Below are 22,635 nucleotides of genomic sequence, written 5' to 3' on the forward strand. Positions count from 1 at the left end.
TGGGCGACGATCGCGATGCCGCTTTGGGGGATTCGTGGCCGACTTTCGCGTACTGGGGCCGGTGGAGATCTGGGCGGACGACCGGCGACTGCCGGCCGGGCAGCCGAGGCAGCGCGCCGTGCTGGCGGCGCTGCTCGTGGACGCCGGACGGTCGGTGACGCCGCAGACCCTGTTGGACCGGGTGTGGGGGGACAGCCCGCCACGGGGCGCGCGGCAGTCGCTGCACGCGCACGTCACCCGGATCCGGCAGGCCCTGCACCTCGTGGACGTCGGTGAGCCGCCCGCGCTGGTGTGGCGGCCGGGCGGATACGTGCTCGAGGTCGCCGCCGACCGGGTGGACGTACACCGGTTCCGCAGCCTGCTCGCCCAGGCCAAGGAGCCGGAATGCCCGGACGCCCGGCGGGCGTCGTTGCTGCGGGAGGCGCTCGCGCTGTGGCGGGGCGAACCACTGGCGGGACTGTCGGGGTCCTGGGCCGCGCGGACCAGGGAGAGCTGGCGGCAGCACTACCCGGAGGCCGTCGTCACCTGGGCGTACGCCGAGTTGCGGGTGGCGAACCCGGAACCGGTGATCAGTCGGCTCACCGAACTGGTGGGTGACTATCCGCTCGTGGAGTCGGTGACCGCGGCGCTGATGCACGCCCTCTACGCGGTGGGCCGGGGAGCCGACGCCCTCGTGCAGTACGCGGTCGTCCGTCGGCGGCTCGCCGAGGAACTCGGTGTCGATCCGGGGCCCGAACTGCGGACGCTGCACCAGGCGATCCTGCGCGACGACCTGGACGCGCCGCACGGTCGGCACCCGGCGTCGGTGGCCCTTGCGCACCCGACGCCGGCCCAGCTGCCTCCCGACACCCCGGGATTCGTGGGTCGGGCGGAGCACCTCGCCCGCCTCGACGCGCACCTGCCGGGGCGGCAGCCCGCAGCGGCGTCCACGATCGTCACCGTCTCGGGTACCGCGGGGGTCGGCAAGACCGCACTGGTCGTGCACTGGGCGCACCGCGTCGCCGGGCGGTTCCCCGACGGAAACCTGTACGTGAACCTGCGCGGCTTCGAGCCCACCGGCGAGGCGACGGCTCCCGCCGAGGCCGTCCGCGGTCTCCTCGACGCTCTCGGCGTGACCGCCGACCGGATGCCACCGCAGCCGCAGGCGCAGGCGGCGTTGTACCGCACGCTGCTGGCCGGCAGACGGATGCTCGTCCTGCTGGACAACGCCCGCAATGCCGAACAGGTCCGCCCCCTGCTGCCCGGGGCGGCCTCGTGCCTGGTGGTGGTGACCAGCCGCGACGCGCTGGTCGGTCTGGTCGCCGCCGAGGGTGCCACGCCGCTGCGGCTGGACCTGCTGGACCGTGGTGAGGCGCGGAGCCTGCTGGCCGGCCGGCTCGGACGGCACCGGCTGTCGGCCGAACCCGCGGCCGCCGACGAGATCGTCGACCTGTGCGCCCGGCTTCCCCTGGCGCTGTCCGTCGTGGCCGCCCACGCCGTGATGCGGCCCGACGTCGCCCTGGCGGTGCTGACCGGCGAGCTGCGTGAGGCACGCGGCGGCCTCGACGCCTTCGCCGCGAACGACCCGACCACCAACCTGCGCAGCATCTTCTCCTGCTCCTACCGGGCGCTCGGCGGCGAGGCCGCGCGGGCCTTCCGGCTGATCGGGTCGCACCCCGGCACCGACATCACCGTGCAGAGCGCGGCGAGCATGAGCGGCGTGCCGGTGCGGCAGGCGCGGGCCCTGCTCACCGAGCTGACCGACAACCACCTGCTCGCCGAGCACACCGCCGGCCGGTACGCCGCCCACGACCTGCTCCGCGCCTACGCCGCCGAGCTGGCGGACAGCCTCGACGGCCGGTCGGAGCGGGACGGCGCGACGCACCGGGTCCTCGACCACTACCTGCACACCGCACACGCCGCCGCCCGGATGCTGGAGCCCCACCGGGAGCCGCTCACGCTCGCCGCGCCCCGTTCCGGCGTCACGCCCACGACCTTCGCCACCGCCGCCGAGGCACTGGCGTGGTTCGTGGCCGAGCGTTCCGCCCTGGTCGCCAGCGTCCAGCTGGCCGCCGCCACCCGGCACACCGCCCACGCCTGGCGGCTGGCCTGGATCCTCAACACCTTCTTCAGCCGGCAGGGCTACTGGCACGACCAGGCGGCCGTCCAGCACACCGCGCTGGGCGCGGCGCGGCACGCCGGCGACAAGGACGGACAGGCGCACCTGCACCGGGGCCTCGCACGGGCCTACTTCCGGTTGGGTCGCCACGACGAGGCGCACGCCCACCTGCGGGTGGCCCTCACCCTCTGCGAGGAACTCGGCGACCCGGTGGCAGAGGCGCGCGTCCACGGCGGCCTCGGCTTCATCCTCAACCAGCGCGGCCGGCACCGCGAGTCGCTACCGCACCTGCGGCGGGCGCTCGGGCTGTACGCCAGGGCCGGGCACCCGGACGGGTACGCGGAATCGCTCAACGCGCTCGGCTGGAGCCACGCGCTGCTCGGCAACCACCACCAGACCCTCGTCTACTGCCACCAGGCCCTGACGCTGATGGGCCGGCTCGGCGACTGCCACGGCCAGGCCAACGTCTGGGACAGCCTCGGCTACGCCCACCACCACCTCGGGCACCACGGCAGGGCCATCGAGTGCTACCGGCAGGCCCTCCTGCTCTTCCAGCACACGGGCGAGCGGTACCTGCGGGCCGAGACCCTCGTCCGACTGGGCGACGCCCTGCTGGCCGCGGACGAGCCGGGACGGGCCAATGCCGCCTGGGCCGACGCCCTGTGCGTCCTGTCCGACCTCGGTCACCCCGACATCGACCTCGTCCGCGCCCGACTCCGTTCGGTCCCCGGGTTCCCGCAGCCGCCGACGCCGGCCAGCAGGCACCTGTCCGGGACGTGGCCGGACGAGGGCGCAGCGGGACGGTGATCCCCCGCCGGGTGCGCCCCCCGGCCGGGTCGAGGCGACGGCCGCGCGGGCCCCGGCCGGCAGGACACGTGCGCGGCCGGTCGTGACTGACCGTCGCGGTGGACGGCGTCGTGATGTCGCGCCGCGTTCAGAACTGGCGCACGGCCAGCAGGCCGAGGGCGATCACGAGTACGACGCCCGCCGTGACGGTGATCGTCCGGATCCGCACCCGCAGGTCGGCGTCCCACCTGTCGCCGGTGCCGGCGGCGCGGCGGGCCAGCGGGGTCATCGCGCGTCCGACGCCGAATCCGACCCCGGCGAGCATCGCGACGTGCAGGCGCTGGCCGCCGAGGAGCAGAGCGACCGCCAGCACGTACGGAGCGCTCGCCGAGACGTAGGTGCGCACCCCGGTGCCCATCTCGAAGCCGAACTGCAGCGCCCCACGGCGCAGGCTGCGCTGGAGCACGTCCTGCGGCACCTGCCGGGCGTTCTGCGGCAGCCGGATCGGCACCAGACCCACCTCGCGGAGCAGCCCCAGCACCGCCACCGCCACGATGCCCGCGTACCGCCACGGGACGGGCAAGGGAGCGGACAGGCCGGAGAGCAACCCCAGCACCGATCCGCTGAGCAGGCCGCCGACGATCAACCCCACGACGAACAGGGTGAGGACGACGCCCTGCCGATCTCGATCCCGCCACCCGGGCGAGGCCAGCGCGTGCGCGCTGTTGTGCGTTCAAACGGAACCGGAGAGCGTGTAACCCGCGAGCCCTCCGATCATCGCCCAGGTGAGCACGTGCCCGTACGCGGCGGCGGCGAGCGCACCGACGGCGAGCAGCAGCAGGGGTACGAGAGGGTCGCCCGCCCGGCGTAGTGCCGCCCGGGCGTGCCCTGGCAGTGTCCGGGTCATACGGCGGCGCCGGTCAGCGTCCGCCAGGAGTTCACCCCGACGACCCCGTCGACCGTAAGCCCGTTCTGCCGCTGGAAGTCGCGCGCCGCGCTGTCCGTCGCCGGGCCGAAGGACCCGTCGACCACCAGCGCGTAGCCGCGCCTGTTCAGCTGGCGCTGTGCCGCGCTGACGACGTGGCCGCTGTTACCGGAGCGGACCGTGCTCACGAGCTTCGGCCAGGTGGTCGCGTCGACGACACCGGTGGCCCCGAGGCCGGCCGCCGCCTGGAAGCTCTTCACCTTCGCCTCCGTGTCGCCGCCGAAGATCCCGTCGATCTCGGTCGCGTGCCCGCGGGCGGTCAGCAGGTGCTGCACGGTGTAGACGTTCACCCCGGTGTTGCTCCGCCGGGTGGTGGGCCAGTTGGCCGTGCCCAGGCATCCGCACTTGGTGTTCCAGCGGCAGATCGACTTCACCCAGCCCGAGCTGGTCTTCTTGTACCCGTCGTGGCACCGGCGTTCGACCGAGCACGCGCAGGCGCCGCACGCCCCGTTGTACGCCCACAGCCAGCCGTCGTAGGTGCCGCCGTAGCACTGGTTCGGTCGCAGGATCCACGTGACGCCGTCGTTCTTGTGGAAGCCGGCGTACGTCCCGCTGGTGTTGCAGGAGTCCGCGAAGATCGTGCTCGGGCCGCACCCCGGTGAGCAGTTGTGGTCGCTGGCGTACGTCGGGCACCCGGCATAGATCGTGTAGCCGTCGGCGTACGCGCGGCGGGCCGCCGGGAACACGCTGAGCGCGGCCATGCCCACCGCGGTGCCCGCCCGGAGCAGGGTGCGTCGCGACAGCGCCCAGCCCGCGCGCCTGCGGCCGCCCGGCTGCGCCGGCACCCGCCGGACGGCGGCGCCGGTCCCCGGGTCGTCCCCGCGCAACCAGGGCACCGTGTCGATACCGGTCATGCCCGATCTCCCTGATTCGTGGCGACCGCCGGTGCGGGGCCGCCGGGTGGGCTGTCGACTTCGTCGAGCAGGCGGTGCAGTGCCGCCCGGGAGCCGATCGGCTCGGCGCGGAGCACCCGCCCGGCCGCGTCGACGACGGTGGCGAACGGCGTGGCGAGGGCGTCGTACCGCTCGAACAGTTCCGCCTGCCCGCCGAGCACGGTGATCGGCAGCTCCGCCGCCCGCGCCGGGGGGCCCTCCCGGTAGAGGACCCGGAACTCCAGGCCGGGGCGGGCGTGCTCGCCCGCCTCGGCCAGCACCTCGGTGCACGTCCCGCAGTCGGGCTCCAGGAAGAGCAGCACCAGCGGAACCGTCGGGGCCGCCGGCGCCAGCCGGGCGAATCCGGGGGCCGGTGCGCCGGGCCGCAGGCCGACCGACTCGGGACGGCGCTGGACCGCCCCGCTCGACAGCGCGTGCACCTGGCGTACCAGGCCCGAGACCGTGAAGGCCAGCAGGAGGATCGCGATCCAGCTCAGGATCAGTGCGCTGGTCTGGAAGCTCATCCGGCAATGCCTCCCTCTGTCGTGCCGATGGACCGGCGGGTCGTGGGCCGCCCGGCTGTCGCCGTCGCCGGCTCGTACATCGCGGCGGGCAGGTGCCACAGCAGCGTGGTGAACGTGGTGGAGGCCAGCAGCACGACGGCGAGCGCGGCGTCGGCCCGGTCCGGCGCGACGATCGAGCCGGACAGCGCCAGCGCGAGCAGCGCCAGCCCGGCGAGGATCGCCGCCCGTGCCACCACCCAACCGGTCATCGGCAGTTCCACCCGGGAGCATCCGCACGACCCGGCGCGCCCGGTCGAGCGCACATACAGGCCGTAGCCGGCGTAGAGGGCGAGTAGCGCGCCGCTGCCGACGAGGACGGCGGCGAGCAGGCGCCCGCCGGCGGGGTGGAGCAGCGCCACGATCCCGGCGCCGGCGAGCAGTCCCTCGCCGGCGATGGCGACGACGGCGACCGCGACCGGAGCCGGAAGCACCCGGTGCGCGGCCAGGGCCCGGGCGAGCGCCGCCGGCCGTGACAGGTGCTCGGCGGTGCTGACGAGCAGGGTGAACAGGACGGTGTACGTGGCCACGCCGGCCAGCAGCCCGGACATCCCGGCCTACCGGACCGTCTGGACGCGGAGCCGGTCGACCAGGGTGGGCACCTGCTCCACGGCCGTGTCGCCGAACGGCACCAGGCTGAGCCAGGCGTCCGCCGCCGCCAGCACGAAATAGGGCTGCCCGTCGGGCAGGACGTCCCGGAAGAGCTCGCCCGCCCGCGTCTGCAGGCCGCGCCAGGAGGGCAGCTGTCCGGCACGCTGCTTGGTGAGCGGTGCGATCTCCAGCAGGCCGAGCCCGGGGATCTCCTTGAGGACGGTGGCGGGTTCGGCGAACTCGGCCCCGGTCTTCGAGGCCGGGCGCAGGGCCAGCCCGTCGTCGTGCTCCTCGACGCGCAGCGTCCGCAACACCCCGAGCAGATCGGTGGTCGACGCGCCGTACATCTCCGTGAAGAAGCAGTGCCGTCTTCCCCGCCAGACCGCCACGAGCCGCTCCTCGGCCAGCTGGATCTGCGGGTCGTAGGACCGGATGCGCGCGGTCGCCAGCGTGCCGCCCTGGTAGGTGAGTTCCTCGTCGAACGTCTCGACGCCGAGCGTCCGGGCCACGTCGTCCGCGAGCCCGACCGCGCCGGCCGTGAACTCGTGCAGTCGGCCGCCGATCGTCACGTCGGCCACGGAGGTGAACGGTGCGCTGAGGTCGAGTGAGCCATCGAGCATGAACCGACCCTGGTCGATCGCCCGATGCGTCACCGGCGCCCCACTGGATGCCATGCGCCCGCCCTTCGTCCGGGTCCGGAACTTACCAACGGCACGGTATACGGATCTGTAAATATATGACAAGGTCGATTGCTGTCACCGGGTGGTGACAGTCCCGGCCCGGCGCGCGGGCACTGCGGACGCGCGCCGCCCGACCCGAGCGGCACGGACCAGGTAGGACGCCGACCGGCCGGTAGGGTCGTCCGCGTGGATCTGGACGACACCGCCGCCCGGCTCGGCGTCCCCGTCGAGGACCTCGACCGCCTGCACCGGCTCGCCGGCGACCGGCCGTCGGCCCCGCTGCCCGCCAGAGCCGGCGCGCCCGCGCTCCTCGACCGGCTCGCGGTGCGGCCGGACGACGCCGCCGAGATCATGGCAGGCTGGCCCGACCCCGACTCTCCGCTGTGGACTCCGGAGCTGCGCTGGCTGCTCGACCAGTCGATCGCCCTGGTCCGCGCCGATCTCGGGGGCCACGCCTGGCTGCCGCCCGGTCCCGTGCTGCCGCGCGACCGGGGCCCCGCCTGGCGGCACCTCTACGTGTACGCGTACCTGGCCCTGGTCGACGTCGTCAGGGGATACCACCGCGAGCACGGCATCGCCGACGCCGTGTCGTGGGCGACCCTCGCGGACCTGGGCCGCAACCTCGCGATCGACCGGCGGATGCGCCGCGAGGGCTGGCCGGTCATGCAGAGCTGGCTGACGCTGCACGCCCGCGGCGGCCTCTACGAGCTGGGCCGGCTGCAACACCAGCGCGGCGACACCAGCATCGCCCTGCACATCCCCGAGTCGGGGCCGCTGACCCCGGAGTCGGTCACTGCGTCGCTCGACGAGGCCCGGGCGTTCTTCCCGCGCCACTTCCCCGACGAGCGCCACACGGCGTTCTCCTGCGGCTCGTGGCTGCTGGATCCGCAGCTGCTGGAGTACCTGCCCGGGGACTCCCACATCGCCCGGTTCCAGCGGCGATTCGAGCTGGAGCCCCACGAGGAGCCGGATCCGGAGGGGCTGGACGCCGACGTCGAGGTGCTGCGGTTCGTGTTCCGCACCCTGACCACGCCGCTCGACGAGCTGCCGCGCCGCACCGTGCTCCAGCGCGCGGTCGTCGACCACCTGAAGGCCGGCCGCCACTGGCAGTGGCGCCGCGGCCGCTTCCCGTTCTAGCCGCACCCGTCGGCCGGACACGGCGGCCCGGGAACAGCAGCGGGGCCGCCGGTGTCCGGCGGCCCCGCTGCTGTCGCGACTGTCAGACGATCTCCACCCCGTAGACGCTCAGCGCCTCGGTGACCGGCTGGAAGTAGGTGGTTCCGCCGGAGGAGCAGTTGCCGCTGCCACCGGAGGTCAGGCCCAGGGCGGTACTGCCGCTGAAGAGCGCGCCGCCGCTGTCGCCCGGCTCCGCGCAGACCGTGGTGCGGATCAGCCCGCTGACGCTGCCCTCGGCGTAGTTCACCGTGGCGTTGGTCGCCTCGACCGCGCCGCCGTGCAGGCCGGTGGTGCTGCCGGAACGCTGCACCGACTGCCCGACGAAGGCGTCGCCCGCGCCGGTGATGTCGCGGGTGGTGCCGTCGTAGAGGTAGACGCTGCCGTCGGCGGCGGCCGGGTTGGTGTGCTGCACGATGCCGTAGTCGTTGCCGGGGAAGCTGCCGGTGCCACCGGTGCCGAGCAGGTTGCCCTGCCCGGAGTCGGCGTACCAGTTGGCGGTGATGTCGGTGCAGTGCCCGGCGGTGAGGAAGTAGTGGGTGTCGCCGCTGCGGACGTTGAAGCCGAGCGAGCAGCGGCCGCCGCCCTCGGCGTAGATGGCCTCGCCACCGGCGGCCCGGGTGCTGAGCGTGCCGGCCTCCCGCTGGATGCGGACGGTACCGCCGAGCCGCTCCGCGACGGCCTCGACGCGGTCCAGCTTCGCGCCGGTCACCGTGCTGTCGACGGAGACCACGACCTGGTTGGTCGCCGGGTCGGTCCACCAGGCGGTGCCGGGCACCCGCGCGGCGCTGTCCAGCGCGGCGGTGGCCCGGGCGAGGTCCTTCGCACCTCGGGCGACGAGCTTCGGGGTCGCGCCGGCCGCGCGGACCTTGCGGGCAGCGGCGTCGTCGGTCACGGTGACGACCATGGCGCCGTCGGCCCCGGCGTACGCCCCGCCGGAGCGGTCGCCGAGTGCGGCGGCGAGCGCGGTGGCCTGGTCGGGGGAAGCGGGCGTCGCGGGTGCTGCCTGAGCGGGACTGCTGGTCAACGTGCCGACGACCAGCGCGCCGGCCACCGAGAGTGCGGTGACGCGGCGCAGCGATGACCCGGAGTGTCGCATGTGGTACCTCCATGGAGCTGAGCACGGGCTGCCTGTCAGGTAGCCCCGGGCACCCGATCGGTTGGTGAGGCTCACCCGACCGGAGGCGTTCGATCTATTCATGGAATTCACATTGATTGCAAGAGTGACGGTTGGCCTGACTCGGCCGCTTCTCACACCTTGGGTCCGGAGAGCCCGACGAGTGGCGCCTGCGGCGATTAGTCGCTATTCGCTGCGGCTTGGCAGGTCAGCAAGCCCGACTGGCGACCCACCGGCCGGCTCCCTTCACCCGCCACGACCGGATGGCGGGACACGGCCACGACATCGAAAAAACCCGTGGCGCTGACGGCTCGGCCGCACCGCACACGTCGACGCCCCCCGCAACATCGACGGCCAGGTCACCGGATCCGGCGTCCTGGGCAGGGGTGGGCCCGGCCCCGCGCCGAGCCCACCCCTCAATTCCACCCGATCGCCACATCGAGTCGATCTGCACCTATCCCTAAACATCGATGTAGTGCTATTAATCGTTCACCAACCGGTGACCTTGGAGGGGTACATGACCAGATCCCGAACGCTGAGCCTGCTCGCAGGCGTCCTCTCCGCGACACTCGCGGTACTGGGGCTGGCCAGCCCGGCGCAGGCCGCCGGCCACCACTACGTGGCGCTCGGCGACTCGTACGCCTCAGGTGTCGGCGCCGGCAGCTACACCACGGAGAGCGGCTCCTGCAAGCGCAGCACCAAGGCGTTCTCCGCCCTCTGGGCGGCGGCCAACGCGCCGGCCTCCTACAAGTCGGTGGCCTGCGGCGGCGCGAAGACGACCGACGTGATCAACTCCCAGGTCGCCGCGCTCAGCGCACAGACCACCCTGGTCAGCATCACCATCGGCGGCAACGACGCCGGGTTCGGCACCATCATGAGCACCTGCGCCCTCCAGGGCTCCAGCGCCTGCATCGCCGCGGTGGACGCGGCCCAGGTGCAGGCCCGGGCGAACCTCCCCGGCCTGCTCGACCGGGCCTACGCCGCGATCCGCAGCAAGGCCCCGAACGCGAAGGTCGTGGTGCTGAGCTACCCGGTCTTCTACCAGCTCGGCACGGTCTGCCTCGGCATCGGCGAGGCGGCCCGCGCGAAGGTCAACGAGGGCATCAACCTGGCCGACAGCCTGATCGCCGCCGCCGCGGCCCGCGCCGGGTTCACCTTCGCCGACGTACGCGGCATCTTCGTCGGACACCAGATCTGCAGCGGCAACAAGTGGATCCACGCCGTCGACATCCTGAACCTGTCGAACTCGTACCACCCGATGGCGACCGGGCAGTCCCTCGGTTACCTCCCGGTGTTCAGCCAGGCGGTCGGCCAGTCCGCCACCGCCAAGAAGGCCGGCGCCAAGGCGTAGCCGCGAGGTCTCCGGTTCGGGCCTGTTCCCCCCGAACATACCCGCACCGGAGACCCCATCCCGGCGTCCGGACTCCCCCACCCAGCCCCTGGACGCACGCCCTACCTGGAACGACGCCGCACGGGCCGCAGCGTCTCCCCCGGGCGCCGGGAAGGCCGCCGTCAGGGCTTCGCCACCAGCTCGAACAGGCTCGAGAATCCCTGAGTGCCGAAGCCGTCAGCGATCCGGCGGTCCATCAGGCCCTTGACCTCCCGCATCCGCACGGCCTCCACGCCGATGGATTCCCGGTGGCCGATCAGGTCGTCCATCAGCGCGGCCTGGACGTTGAGCGGGCCGAGATCCGGTGGGTAATCACCGGCCCTGACCGCCTTGCCGATCGACGTCAACAGCGGTGGCAGCGCGGCCACGTTGTTGGCGGCACGCTCCGCGAACTCCGCCACGTCGACCCCTTCGGCCTGCACCAGCCTGAGCGTGTGCAGGAACCCGATGAGGATCTCGTAGCCCATCGCGACCTGCGCCATGAACTCCACGGCGGCCGAGCCGGCCTCCTCCCCGTGGTAGACGACGGTGCCCAACTCCCGCAGCGTCGGCCCGTGTGCCTCGAAGGCGGTGCGGGAACCGCTGAACGGGAACATGACGTGCGGCGTACCGACGTACGGCGGATCTCCCATGATCTTGCCGTCGAGGTACTCGGCGCCGCGCGCTCTCGCCCAGCGATCGTTGGCCCGTGCCTGCTGAGGCGAGCCGCTCGTCAGGTTCACCAGCGCCTTGCCCGCGACTGCGGCGTCCACGGAGCCGAGCACCTCGTCGACCGCTGCGCCGTCGAGCAGACACACCACGACGAGCGGGCTCGCGGCCGCCGCCTCCGCGGCGGTCGGGGCGGCCGTGGCGCCGGCGTCGACCAGCGGCAGGGCCCTGCGCGCGGTCCGGTTCCAGACCGTCGTACGGTGTCCACGGTCGAGGAACGTCCTGGCGATCGCCGATCCCATGTCACCGAGGCCGAGCACGGTGACCTGGCTGGCCCGGTTGGTCGAATCGGCTGTGGTCGTTGTCAGCATGATTTCCTCTCGTCTCACACTCAGGTGGTAGTGGCGCGTCAGGTAACGCGAGCCCTTCGTCGCCATGCACGGTCTCGTCCCGCACGCCGTACTGCTCCCGTCGCGGGCTGCTAGCCGGGCTGGCGCTCCGCGCGGACGGCGGCGACCGCGGCTGCCATGCGGGTGAGGCGCGCACCCTGGAAGCGGGCCGTCTCGAGGACGGCCCGGGCGTACCCGGGATCCCGGCCGGCGCGGCTCTCCACGAGGCTGACGCCGTACGGGTTGCCGCCGGCGGCGTGCGCGGTGTCGTAGTTCAGGTAGCCGGTGGGCAGGATGACCGCTCCCCAGTGGTGGAAGGTCTGGTAGAGGCTGAGCAGGGTCGCCTCCTGCCCACCGTGCTCCTCGTAGGTGGCGGTGAAGCCGGTCGCCGGCTTGTCGGCCAGTTCCTCCGCCTGCCAGGGGGCGGTCGTGGTGTCGAGGAACTGGCGCAGCTGGGAGCAGACGTTCCCGAACCGGGTCGGCGTGCCGAAGGCGTACCCGTCGGCCCACCGGAGGTCGTCCAGGGTGGCGAGCGGGACATCGGCGGTGGCGTCGAGGTGGGCCCGCCACTGCGGTCTGGCATCGACGACCTGCGCCGGCGCCAACTCCGCCACCCGGCGCAGGCGGACCTCCGCACCGGCGTCGGCCGCGCCGTCGACGAACGCCTGCGCGACCCGGTGCACGGTGCCGGTGGCGGAGTAGTAGATGACGGCGATCCTGGCATCGGTCTGCACGGTTGCCTCCTGGGTCGGCTCGGTTCTCGGTCAACCGTGCCGAGCAGGCTTACCGTCTGCTGACCGTCGCCTGACCGAGGCCGCTGAACGCCGAGTCGTCGAGGTCGAGCTGCGCGCCGCGGCTCATCTCGGCAGCGAGTTCCTCGCCGCCGAGCGCCTCCAGGAGGCGGCCGGTCACGCGCTGGACGTCGTGCCGTTCTCCGGGGGGCAGCGGCGCTCCGGCGGCCTCGCGCAGCGTGCGGGCCGCGCCGAGCAGCCGCGCGGCTCGGCGCTGGTCACTGCCGAGGCTGGTGGCCCCGGCCAGCCCTTCGAGGGCCAGGGCGACCGCCCGGTGGTCTCCGGCGGCGCGCGCCGCGTCGAGCGACTCACGGTGGCGGCGCTCGGCGCGGACGGCGTCGCCACGGTGCTCCGCGACGAACCCCAACTCGGCCAGCGCGAGCGCGCAGCCTGGCAGGTAGCCGGCGTGCCGGTTCCAGTCGAGCAGGTCGTGCTGCTGGGCCTCGGCGGCGTCGAGGTCGCCCCGCCGTCGCGCGATCATCGCCAGGCCCGTGCCGGCGAAGGCGGCGGCGGATCGGCTGGACTGTTCCCGCGCGACCCGTAGCGCGCGGTCGTGACTGGCGGCTGCCTCGTCGAGGTCGCCGCGCAACAGGGCGAGCCGACCGAGACAGGCCAGCTGCCGCGACACCGACGTCCACAGCCGCAGGTGTTCGGCGGTGCGCAGCGCCTCCCGGTAGTGTGCGGCGGCCAGGTCGTAGTCGCCGTGGATCTCGGCCAGGGTTCCCAACAGGCTCGTCGGATGCACCTGTCCCCAGCGGTCGCCCAGTTGCCCGAACAGCGACCGGCTGGTCTCGCAGTCACGCTGCGCGGCGGGCAGGTCGCTGCGGTGTACGAGCGCGAGGTCCGCCCGGGTGGCGCAGGCGGCAGCGATGCCCCACTGGTCCCCGTCGGCGCGGAAGGCCGCCAGCGCCGCGTCGACCAGGTCGGCGGCCTCCCCCGGATCACCGGAGCCGAGCATCATGGAGGCGAACAACCACTGCGCGAACGCCTTCTCCGGCCGGTCGGCGTCCCGGTAGCGCTCCAGGATCCGCTGCCGGGGGGCGGTCGGGTCACCGTCGCGGGTGGCGAGGGCGGTCAGCCACATGTCCGCATGGCGCCGCAGGGTGTCCGGTGCGGCGTCGTCCGCGCTGCCCGGAATGATGTCCAACGCCGTCCGCAGGGACCGGCTCATCTCCCCGAACCGGCCCCGCAGCAGCCGGTACCAGCACAACGAGGTGGCGAGCGCCAAGCCCACGCGGGCCTGACCGTCGGTGGCGGCGACGTCGAGTGCCGCCCGGAGGTTCGCGTTCTCGGCGTCGAGTTCGCACAGCGCGCGACTCTGCTCGCGACCACGTAGCCGCCGGGCGGCCCGCTCGGCGAGACGCGCGAAGCACGCGGCGTGACGGCGGCGGGTCGCGCGCAGTTCGCCGGCGCTGTCGAGCTGTTCGAGACCGTACGCGGCCACCGTCTCCGGCAGCCGGTAGCGTCGCGGGCTCTCGCCGTGCCGCACCATGACCAGCGAGCGGTCGATCAGGCGTGCCAGCACGTCGAGGACGTCGTCCGACGCCACCTGCCCGCCCGGGCACACCTGCTCGGCGGCGGCCAGGGTGGCGCCGTCGGCGAAGACCGCCAGCCGGCGCAGCACCGCGCGTTCGGGAGGCGACAGCAGCTCCCAGCTCCAGTCGATCATCGCGCGCAGCCCCTGCTGACGCGCGGGCGCGGTGCGCCGGCCGGACGACAGCAGCCGGAAACGGTCGTCGAGCCGCGCCGCCAGCTCGCCCGGGTCGAGCACGGGCAGCCGGGACGCGGCCAGTTCCAGCGCCAGCGGTACGCCGTCGAGGCGCCGGCAGATGGTGGCGATCGTGTCCGTGTTCCGCGCGTCGACGGTGAACCCCGGCTCGGTGGCGCGGGCGCGGGCGGCGAAGAGCCGGACCGCCGGGGCGTCGGCGATCTGCTCCGCGGTGGCTCCCGGCTCCGGCAGGGTCAGCGGCGGCACCGGAAGGACCACCTCGCCGGGGATCCCGAGCGGTTCGCGGCTCGTCGCCAGGATGCGCAGGTCGGCCGCGGCGCCGAGCAGGCTCTCGGTCAGTTCGGCGATCGGTGCCACCACGTGTTCGCAGTTGTCGAGCAGCAGCAGCATCCGCCGGTCCCGCAGCGCGGCGACCAGCCGGTCCATCGGCTCGCGTGGTCGCTCACCTGGCAGGCCGGGCGGGCTGTCGTCCCGGATCTCCAGAGTCGCCGCCACCATCTCGACGAGCTCGGTGCAGGTCGCCTGGCCGCCGCAGTGCGGCTGGCCCGCCAGCTCGACGAGCCACACCCCGGCGGGGAACGTGTCGGCCAGCGCCCGGGCGGCCTCGAGCGCCAACCGGCTCTTCCCCACCCCGCCCATCCCGGTCAGGGTCACCAGCCGCTCGTTCGTGAGCCGCTCCCGTACCGTCTCGACGGCCGTCTCACGCCCGATCAGTCCGCCGTACGGACCGGGTGACACAGGGGCCGGCAGGTTGGTTCGGGCCGGAGTCGACGGCGGTGCCGGCGGCCGCAGGGCGGGGTCCTGGCGCAGGATCGCCCGATGCAGCTCGGCCAACTCCCGGCCGGGATCGATGCCGAGTTCGTCGCGCACCTGCCGACGGAACTGCTCGTACGTGGACAGGGCTTCACGCTGCCGTCCCGAACCGTACAGGGCGCGCAGGTGCGCGGCCCGTAGCCGCTCACGCCACGGGTGGCGTGCGACCAGGTCGGCCAGCTCACCGGCGAGCAGATGGTGCTCACCGAGATCGAGCCGGGCCTCGGCCAGGTCCTCCAGCGCGGCCAGGCGCTGTTCGTCGAGCCGCTCGGCCGCCTGGCGCACGAACCGCTCGTCCCTGAAGTCGGCGTACGGCGAACCGCGCCACAGCGACAGGGCTTCCGTCAGCGTCGCCGCCCGCCCCGCCGGCTCCCGCTGCGCGCGCGAACGGGCTACCAGCGCGGCGAAGCGACCGGCGTCGACCGACTCCGGCGACGCCCGCAGCCGGTAGCCGGCATCGCCGGACTCGACCAGCGCACGACCGCCCTCCTCACCCGCCCCCAGCGCGCGGCGCAACTGCGACACCTTGGTCTGGAGCGCCCCGAGCGCCTTGCCCGGCGCCTCGTCACCCCAGAGATCCTCGATCAGCCGGTCGGCGGAGACCGGGCGCCCCTCGTGCAGCAGCAGGTCAGCCAGGAGAGCACGAACCTTCAGGCCGGGCACGGTGACGGGCCTGCCGTCCGACGTCCAGACCGCGATCCCGCCCAGCACCCCGAACATCACGACTTTCACACTAGCCAGTCGACTGTCCCGCCCCGCGCACGTCCGTCGGCCGTCGGTACGCCCACCGGGTCGCGGCGCCGACGCGTACGTCAGCCGGCCGTCAGTCGGTGGTGAGCGACCCCGGGCAGGCTGATCCGAGCCGACACCGGAGGAATGAGATGGATCGTCTGCAAGAGCCCCGGGCCGCACACGGTCACCGGCCGTTCGCACCAGGGCGGGTGGCCACACCCTGGCTCGCCCTGCTGGCCGGCCCGCTGTCGTACGGGATCGCCGCACCGGCCCTGCTCCTCGACGACGTGGCGCGCGCGACGCGTACCGACGAACAGGCCGCGGCCGCCGGCGTGACGGCCTTCGGCTGGGGGATCGCGTTGGGGACGCCGTTGTTGGCGGCGCTGCTGGCCCGCTGCGGCGTACGGGCGGTCCTGACCGTCTCGGCCGCGCTGCTGGGCGCGGGGACGCTCCTGCTCGTGCTGGTGCCGAGCGTGCCGGCGTTGGTGGCCGGTGCGGCGGTGCAGGCACTGGGGTCCGCCGGCCTCACCGTGACGGCGATGAAGCTGGCCGACTCGGCCCGGCAGATGGGGGTGGTCACCGCGTCGCTGGCGGTCGTCGGGGCCACCGGCCCGCTGATCGGCGCGCTGGTCGCCGACGTCTCCTCCTGGCAGGCGGCGCTGGCGTTGCCGCTGCTGGCGGTGCTCGCCGTGCCCGCGGCCCGCCGCGGCACCACCTCGCCGGACGCGGCGCCGGCGTCGTTCGACCCCCTCGGCATGGTTCTGTTGTCCATGCTGGTCACCGCGGCCGTCCTCATCCCGCACCGACCGCTGGTGGCCGGCCCGGCCACCGTCGCGCTGCTGCTCGCGCTGGTGACCTGGATCAAGTTCCGTCCGGACGGCTTCCTGCCCGCCGCGGTGGCCCGCAACGGCCGGTTCCTCGCGGCGTGCGCGTTGGCCTTCGCGCTGGGGGTGGTGAACTTCGCCCTGCTCTACGCCGCGCCGGACCTGCTGCGGGAGCACGCGGGATGGGACGGCACCCGCAGCGGGATCGTGCTGCTGGCGCCGTACCTGCTCGGCGGCTTCTGCTCCGGGTTCCTCGTCGCGGCGTCCGTGCGGGTGCCCCGCCGCGTCGCGGCCGCCGCGTTGCTCGTCACCGGCGCCGCCACGCCGCTGCTGGCGGCGGTCACCACCGCCGTACCGCTGCTGCTCGCGGCGATGACACTCGGCTCGCTGGCCGCCGCGACCGGCCAGGGCGTACTCGCCCTGCAGGCGACCGGAGTGGTAGCCGCCTCGCGTCGGGCCGAGGCCCTGGGTCTGTTCAATCTCGCGTACCTGCTCAGCGTCGCGTTCGGACCGGCGATCGCCGTGACGCTCGCGCACCCCGCCGCCTGAGCACCCGCGTTCCTCTGCGCGCCTGCCCGGAACGCCCTGGCTGGCCTCGTCCTTCGACGTCGGGAGGCAGTTCGCTCAGCCGACCCTCGTCAGCCAGCGGTCGAGCCGCAGCAGCACGACGAGGACGGCGGCGCCGAGCACGGCGAGTCCCAGCCCGGCGAGGGTGTCGCGCGGTTCGGGAAAGGTGAGGTCGGCGACCTGCCGCAGTCCGGGCAGCACGGCCACGGCCGCGAAGCAGCCGGCCATCACCGTCAACAGGCCAAGCCGCCACCGGGTGTACGGCCGGGCGATGACGACGAGTGCCGCGAACGCGACGAGGAACAGGGTGAGCGTGGCGGTGGAGCGGTCCGCCCGCAGGCTCGACGCCGTGTTCGACCGCGCGACGGCGTACGCGGCGAACGTCGTGGAGGCGGCCACGGCACCGGCGGGAACGGCGAACCGCAGGACGCGGGGAACGAAACCCGGCCGCGCCCGTCCGCTGTTCGGGGCGAGCGCGAGGAAGAAGCCGGGCACGCCGATCGTCAGGGTCCCGACGAGGGTGATGTGCCGGGGCAGGAAGGGAAACGGCACCTGGGCGATGCCTACGAGCAGCGCGAGCAGCGCCGCGTACACGGTCTTGGTGAGGAACAGGTTCGCGACATGTTCGATGTTGGCCAGCACCCGGCGTCCCTCGGCGAGCACCTGCGGCAGCGCGGTGAAGTTGTCGCCGAGGAGGACCACCTGGGCGACCGCCCGGGTGGCGGGGCTACCGGAGCCCATGGCGACGCCCAGGTCGGAGTCCTTGAGCGCGAGCGCGTCGTTGACCCCGTCGCCCGTCATCGCCACGGTGCGACCCCGCGCGTGCAGGGCCGCCACGAACTCCCGCTTCCGTTGCGGTGTCGCCCGGCCGAAGACGGTGTGGCCGGCGACCGCGTCGGCGAGCGCGTCCGGCTCCTGCGGCAGCGAGCGCGCGTCGGCGGGAGCATCAGCCGACCGGATGCCGACCTGCCGCGCGATCGCGCCCACCGCTGCCGGATCGTCGCCGGAGATCACCTTCACGTCGACGCCCTGCGCGGCGAAGTACCGGACCATGTCCGGGGCGTCGGCCCGTACCCGCTGTTCGAGAACGACGAGGGCGGCGGTCCTGCGGTCGCGGCTGGCCAGCGTGGCCGACCGCACGAGGGCCAGCACTCGTCGACCCGTCGCGGCGAGATCCTGGGCCTCGCGCCGGGCCGGGTCGTCGTCGGGCAGCAGGACGTCGGGCGCACCGACGAGCCAGGTGCCGTGCTCCGGGAAGGACGCGCCCGAGAACTTGCGTGCCGAGGAGAACGGCACGGTCTCGTCCGCGTGCCAGCCGTCGGCGGAGAGGCTGTCCCCGATGGCCCGCATGGTCTGGTTCGGCTTCGCCTCCGCGCGGGCGAGCGCCGCGAGGGCCGCCCGCGCGACACCGGGGGAAACGCCGTCGCACGGCCGCACCTCGCGCAACGCCATGCCGGGCTCGGTGAGCGTGCCGGTCTTGTCGATGCAGAGCGTGTCGACGCGGGCCAGCACCTCCACCGCCGGCAGTTCCTGCACGAGGCACCGGCGCCGGCCGAGCCGGATCACTCCCACCGCGAAGGCGACGCTCGTCATCAGCACGAGCCCTTCGGGGATCATCGGCACGACTCCCGCGACGCTGCCCACCACGGCGTCGGAGACGCTGGCCCCGCTGGTGAACAGCCGCACGACCAGCAGCCCGCCGATCGGCACGATGATCCAGGTGACCAGCCGGAGCAACCGGTTGATGGCGGTCATGAGTTCGGAGTCCGTCAACTCGAAGCGGCTGGCCTCGGCGGCGAGCCGCGCCGCGTACGCCTTCTCGCCGACCCCGGTCGCCGCGAGCAGGCAGCTGCCCGCGGCCACGAAGGTGCCCGACCGGACCTGGTCGCCGCGCCGCTTCTCGACCGGATCCGCCTCGCCGGTCAACAGCGACTCGTCGATCTCGACCCCATCGGCCTCCTGGACCACACCGTCCACCGGCACCTTCTCCCCGGGCCCCAGCAGCACGAGGTCGTCCACGACCACCTCACCCGGCCGGATAGAAACCTCACGGCCGTCGCGCAGGACACGCACCGGCGCCTCGGTGAGCAGGGTGAGCCGGTCCAGGGTCCGCTTCGCCCGCAGTTCCTGGATCACACCGACTGCGCTGTTGACCACGATCACCGAGCCGAAGAGCGCGTCGACCGGCTGGCCGAAGACCAGGATCAGACCGCAGAGCACCGCGATGATCGCGTTGAACCGCGTCAACAGATTGGCGCGCAGGATCTGGCCGAACGTGCGGCTGCTCCGGCGGGCGGTCGTGTTGACCGAGCCCTTCGCGACCCGCTCGGCGACCTGCGCACTCGTCAGCCCCTGGTGCACGTGCCACGCCCCACGTCAGGCCACCATTCCTGTTCCGGCGCATGAGCCGAGGCGTGCGCCCTCGACGACGCCCGATGGCACGACCAACGAGCCCGACCCGGATCCGGATACGTGGCCGTGCTTCGCGGATCGGCCGGCCCGACATACCATGTCGGACATGTACGGACGATCCGCCCGAGCGATCGTGCCCCCGCCTGCCGTCACCGCCAGGTAGCAGTGGCGAAGACAGGCGAGGACCACAAGCCGCCACGGCCGGCGGCCTCCAGTGACAGAGCCGACCGGCAGGACATCCGCCTTGCCGTGGTGATGACTGGTGGAGTCAGCCTGGCGGTGTGGATCAGCGGTGTCACCCTCGAGGTCTCCCGCCTGGCCGCGGCACGCACGGCCCCGGAGTCGCCGTACGCGTCGCTGCTGGATCTGCTCCGGGCGGACGTTCGCGTCGACGTCATCTCGGGCACCTCGGCGGGCGGTCTCAACGGCGCCTTCCTCGCGCTGGGCCTGGCCAGGGGCGGGGACCTGTCCGTCATGCGGGACCTGTGGCACGAACACGGCAGCCTGGACCGGTTGTTGCGCGACCCGTTGACGCGCCGTCCACGATCCTTGCTGAAGGGGGACGACTACTTCCTTCCGAAGGTGCGGGACGCGCTGGAGAAGGTCATCTCGACCGGAGCGCCTTCGGGCCGGACCGACGATGAACGGGTGCCGATCGAGCTGGTGCTGACCGGGACGCTCTGGCAGGGCAGGTCCACGACGTTCACCGACGACCTGGGTGTCGGGATCACCGAGACCGATCACGACGCCACCTTCCGGTTCGCCGACCTCCGGGCCGGCTACCGTGACGGCCGACCGGTCAGTGGGGACCTCGCCGCCGATGCCGTGCTCGACGAGTTGGCCGCCGCGGCGCGATGCACGTCGTCGTTCCCGGGTGCCTTCGAGCCGCACTTCGTGCGGGTGCGCCCCGGAGATCCCGGCAGCGATCTGCGGTGGGAGTCCGCGGCGGGTCGATCGAACTTCCGCGACGCGCAGCACGTGGTGGACGGCGGAGTGCTGCTCAACAAGCCGATCCGCCCGGCCCTGGAGGCGGTTTACCGGCAGACCGCCGGCTTCCAGGTGCGCCGGGTTCTCGCGTACGTCGCCCCGGATCCGGGCGAGCAGCTCTGCCCCTCCCCCGCGGCCGACTCGCCGGCCTCCCCGCATGCGGACGCCGCCGGCCCGGGGGTGCCGCTCCCGTCGGCCCGCGAGGTGCTGCTCGGAGTCCTCACCCGACTGCGGGCCACCGACTCCGTCTCCCGGGAACTCACCGAGATCCGCAGCCGCAACACCACCGTGCGGATGCGCCGCCGGGCCCGGGACCGGTTCGCGACGGCGATGATCGGCGTCGCCGAGCAGCTTTCCGAGGGGGCGTGGCCGGCGTACCTGGAGGTGCGCGTCGAGAACGCGGCCACCACGATCGCCCCCCTGCTGGCGGTGGGGCAGCGCGGCCGACCCGCCGAGCAGTGGAGCGGGCACGAACTGCTCGCCGCGCTTCGGCGGCAACGGCTGTCGTTCGTCCCCGAGGGTCCCCTCGCGGAGGCGCTCGGGAGAACCGGAGCCGGCTGGGACTGGGGGCAGACCACCGTCCAGCGCCTGGCAGACATGACCGTCGACCTGCTCAAACGATCGGTGTGGCTGGCTCACCTCGGTACGCCGGAGCGAACGAGGATCGTGCGCTGCCGCGAACAGGCGGCCGCCACCCTGGACGAGATCCACGCAGACCGCACCGACCTCAACCGCTACTGGTCCACCGCACCGACGGGACCGGCGCAGTACGGCATCGATCCGATGCCCAGGCGCCGGGGCTCGCTGAACCGGACGGCCGACAACCTGCCCGAGCTCGAACGCTGGCTCACCACAGCGATGGCGGCGTGGGACGCCCTGCCCGTACCGGGTGACGGCGTGCGCCGAGCCCGACTTCACCGACAAGCTCTCGAACTGGCCCGGAGCCTTCGCGAGGTCGCCCCCGCCCTGCGGACGGTCAGCGAGGCAGGCAACGACGTGCTCGATCCGGATGGCGAGTGGACGGAGCGGCTCACCGCACTCCACCGGTTCCTCGTCCCGGTGCGGCCCGCCGACGAGACCGTCCTGCGGAACATGTTGCGCCTCGACGTCGTACAGCTCGCCTTCACCAGCGCCAGTCAGGACCCGGAGCAGGAGGTCGAGCTCGCCAAGGTCTCCTCGCTGCACCCGGATCTGCTGACCGGCATCCAGCTGCACCACTTCGGCGCCTTCTACCGCGGCTCGTGGCGCCTCAACGACTGGCTGCACGGTCGCATGGACGCCGTCGAGCAGCTCATCCGGATCCTGCTGGCACCGGAGCGACTACGGCAGTGTCTGCTGGCCCCCGGGTCAGCGATCTGCGCCGGGCCCCGGCCGACCCAGGCTGCGGCGGTGGACCGGCTGATGGAGGCGTTCGAGCGGTGCGCGGTTCCCGACGGATCGCCGGACCGCGGGTGGCTGGCCGACCAGTGGGCGCGGGACCGCGCGGCGTGTGAACGCGAGGCCCAACAGATCCTCGGCAATCCCGACGCCCGATCGTTGAGCGCCTGCACCAGAGCCATCGCCCGACCGATCCAGACCTCGGTGCTCAGAGAGGACCTGCCCGGCCTCGCCGCCGCCGTACGCGCCGAGGGCACCGATCGGGCCAGGACGAGCACCGCCTGGCTGGCGTCCTTCGACGCCGCCGACCGGAAGGCCGGTCGGGAGATGCCGGCCCAGGATCTGTGGCGGCTGTGGAACGAGGCAGCCCAGATCGGCGGCGAACGCATCGATGGTGACATCGGCAGCGACACCTTTGCCCGAACCACGTCGCACACCGCCACCGTCCTCGCCAACGTCGCCGGCGACACGGCGCGCACCAGGCCGCTGGCCGTGGTGCTCTCCGCCTTCCGCGGCTACGCACTCGCCGTCTGGGCGATGGTCGCCCTGCTCACCCGCCGCAGCGCGATGGGCACGCGGGCAGTGGAGATCGCCGTCGCGGCCGGCGCCGTGCTGCTGGCCGTGTCCCTGCTGGTGCCCGCGGTGCCGATCGCGCTGACCCTGCTCGCGGTCCTCCTGCTACTGGCCGGGTTCTCGGCCGCCGCCCTGCTCTCGCCCCGGACCAGGCCGGTCGGCCTGCGCCTGGTCGCAGCGGCGCTCGTCGTGCTGCTCGCACTGGGCGGAATCCTCTGGTGGGACTGGTACCGCAACGGCACAGCGTTGATCTGGAGCCTGTCGATCAAGCTCGGGGTCACGCTCCTCATCGTCCTGCTCGGCTGGTGGGTCGCCCGCGCCCAGCCCCGGCGTTCCGACCGCCGCACCCGCAGGTAGGCCGGCGCCGGGACCGGCGGCCGACGACCACCCCCATGCGGGGCGCATCGGCACCACCTCCGGCAGCCGGGAAGCCGCCCACCAACGCATCGGCTGGGTCCGGACCCACTGCTCGGGATGCCCGACCTGTCGTGTCAGAGGCGTTGGGCATAATCGATGCCTCGCAAGGCACCCGATCGGGAGG

Annotated in this window: 16 protein-coding genes; 5 read left to right on the forward strand and 11 right to left on the reverse strand. The window is 73.4% G+C overall.

Annotated elements, in window-relative coordinates; all coding sequences use genetic code 11:
• Window positions 1–34 precede the first annotated feature (34 nt).
• On the forward strand, window positions 35–2,905 hold the full coding sequence (locus AC0OO9_RS03570) for an AfsR/SARP family transcriptional regulator (RefSeq protein ID WP_484515535.1): 2,871 nt from the start codon (window positions 35–37) through the stop codon (window positions 2,903–2,905).
• A 127-nt stretch (window positions 2,906–3,032) separates the two neighbouring features.
• Here the strand turns inward: AC0OO9_RS03570 and AC0OO9_RS03575 are convergent, their stop codons facing one another.
• The 6 genes from AC0OO9_RS03575 to AC0OO9_RS03600 form a co-directional block, all read right to left on the reverse strand.
• The gene (locus AC0OO9_RS03575) at window positions 3,033–3,536 is read right to left on the reverse strand and encodes a hypothetical protein (protein ID WP_484515536.1); all 504 of its coding nucleotides are present in this window, start codon (window positions 3,534–3,536) and stop codon (window positions 3,033–3,035) included.
• An 81-nt stretch (window positions 3,537–3,617) separates the two neighbouring features.
• Window positions 3,618–3,791 carry a hypothetical protein gene (locus AC0OO9_RS03580; RefSeq protein WP_311412517.1) on the reverse strand — a complete coding sequence of 58 codons (174 nt, stop codon included), beginning with the start codon at window positions 3,789–3,791 and terminating at the stop codon, window positions 3,618–3,620.
• Window positions 3,788–4,723 carry a peptidoglycan-binding domain-containing protein gene (locus tag AC0OO9_RS03585; protein WP_484515538.1) on the reverse strand — a complete coding sequence of 312 codons (936 nt, stop codon included), beginning with the start codon at window positions 4,721–4,723 and terminating at the stop codon, window positions 3,788–3,790. Before AC0OO9_RS03585 ends, AC0OO9_RS03580 begins: the two co-directional genes overlap by 4 nt.
• On the reverse strand, window positions 4,720–5,265 hold the full coding sequence (locus AC0OO9_RS03590) for a hypothetical protein (protein ID WP_484515540.1): 546 nt from the start codon (window positions 5,263–5,265) through the stop codon (window positions 4,720–4,722). The genes AC0OO9_RS03585 and AC0OO9_RS03590 overlap by 4 nt, the downstream gene beginning before the upstream one ends.
• On the reverse strand, window positions 5,262–5,852 hold the full coding sequence (locus AC0OO9_RS03595) for a MauE/DoxX family redox-associated membrane protein (protein WP_484515542.1): 591 nt from the start codon (window positions 5,850–5,852) through the stop codon (window positions 5,262–5,264). Before AC0OO9_RS03595 ends, AC0OO9_RS03590 begins: the two co-directional genes overlap by 4 nt.
• A gap of 6 nt (window positions 5,853–5,858) precedes the next feature.
• On the reverse strand, window positions 5,859–6,512 hold the full coding sequence (locus tag AC0OO9_RS03600) for a hypothetical protein (RefSeq protein WP_484515544.1): 654 nt from the start codon (window positions 6,510–6,512) through the stop codon (window positions 5,859–5,861).
• A 246-nt stretch (window positions 6,513–6,758) separates the two neighbouring features.
• Here AC0OO9_RS03600 and AC0OO9_RS03605 point away from each other — a divergent pair, with 246 nt between their 5' ends.
• The gene (locus AC0OO9_RS03605; RefSeq protein ID WP_484515546.1) at window positions 6,759–7,709 is read left to right on the forward strand and encodes an acyltransferase domain-containing protein; all 951 of its coding nucleotides are present in this window, start codon (window positions 6,759–6,761) and stop codon (window positions 7,707–7,709) included.
• Between the two features lie 82 nt (window positions 7,710–7,791).
• On the opposite strand, the gene AC0OO9_RS03610 is transcribed toward AC0OO9_RS03605, so the two are convergent.
• A complete protein-coding gene (locus tag AC0OO9_RS03610; RefSeq protein WP_484515548.1) occupies window positions 7,792–8,844 on the reverse strand; it encodes a S1 family peptidase in 1,053 nt (350 codons plus the stop codon).
• 535 nt (window positions 8,845–9,379) lie between these two features.
• Between AC0OO9_RS03610 and AC0OO9_RS03615 the strand changes: the two genes are divergently transcribed.
• The gene (locus tag AC0OO9_RS03615) at window positions 9,380–10,213 is read left to right on the forward strand and encodes an SGNH/GDSL hydrolase family protein (protein ID WP_484515550.1); all 834 of its coding nucleotides are present in this window, start codon (window positions 9,380–9,382) and stop codon (window positions 10,211–10,213) included.
• A gap of 161 nt (window positions 10,214–10,374) precedes the next feature.
• On the opposite strand, the gene AC0OO9_RS03620 is transcribed toward AC0OO9_RS03615, so the two are convergent.
• The 3 genes from AC0OO9_RS03620 to AC0OO9_RS03630 form a co-directional block, all read right to left on the reverse strand.
• On the reverse strand, window positions 10,375–11,271 hold the full coding sequence (locus AC0OO9_RS03620) for an NAD(P)-dependent oxidoreductase (protein ID WP_484515551.1): 897 nt from the start codon (window positions 11,269–11,271) through the stop codon (window positions 10,375–10,377).
• Between the two features lie 110 nt (window positions 11,272–11,381).
• The gene (gene wrbA / locus AC0OO9_RS03625) at window positions 11,382–12,023 is read right to left on the reverse strand and encodes an NAD(P)H:quinone oxidoreductase (RefSeq protein WP_484515553.1); all 642 of its coding nucleotides are present in this window, start codon (window positions 12,021–12,023) and stop codon (window positions 11,382–11,384) included.
• Window positions 12,024–12,072: 49 nt separating this feature from the next.
• A complete protein-coding gene (locus tag AC0OO9_RS03630) occupies window positions 12,073–15,354 on the reverse strand; it encodes an AfsR/SARP family transcriptional regulator (RefSeq protein WP_484515555.1) in 3,282 nt (1,093 codons plus the stop codon).
• A gap of 209 nt (window positions 15,355–15,563) precedes the next feature.
• Here AC0OO9_RS03630 and AC0OO9_RS03635 point away from each other — a divergent pair, with 209 nt between their 5' ends.
• Window positions 15,564–16,727 (forward strand): MFS transporter, encoded by a 1,164-nt coding sequence (locus AC0OO9_RS03635; RefSeq protein WP_484515557.1) that lies wholly within the window; start codon window positions 15,564–15,566, stop codon window positions 16,725–16,727.
• 75 nt (window positions 16,728–16,802) lie between these two features.
• Here AC0OO9_RS03635 and AC0OO9_RS03640 read toward each other — a convergent pair whose 3' ends face one another.
• Complete coding sequence (locus AC0OO9_RS03640; protein WP_484515559.1) at window positions 16,803–19,106, reverse strand: HAD-IC family P-type ATPase; 2,304 nt, start codon at window positions 19,104–19,106, stop codon at window positions 16,803–16,805.
• 300 nt (window positions 19,107–19,406) lie between these two features.
• Between AC0OO9_RS03640 and AC0OO9_RS03645 the strand changes: the two genes are divergently transcribed.
• Window positions 19,407–22,451 (forward strand): patatin-like protein, encoded by a 3,045-nt coding sequence (locus AC0OO9_RS03645; RefSeq protein ID WP_484515561.1) that lies wholly within the window; start codon window positions 19,407–19,409, stop codon window positions 22,449–22,451.
• Window positions 22,452–22,635: the final 184 nt, after the last annotated feature.

This window comes from Micromonospora sp. USAFONa4, assembly GCF_057197825.1.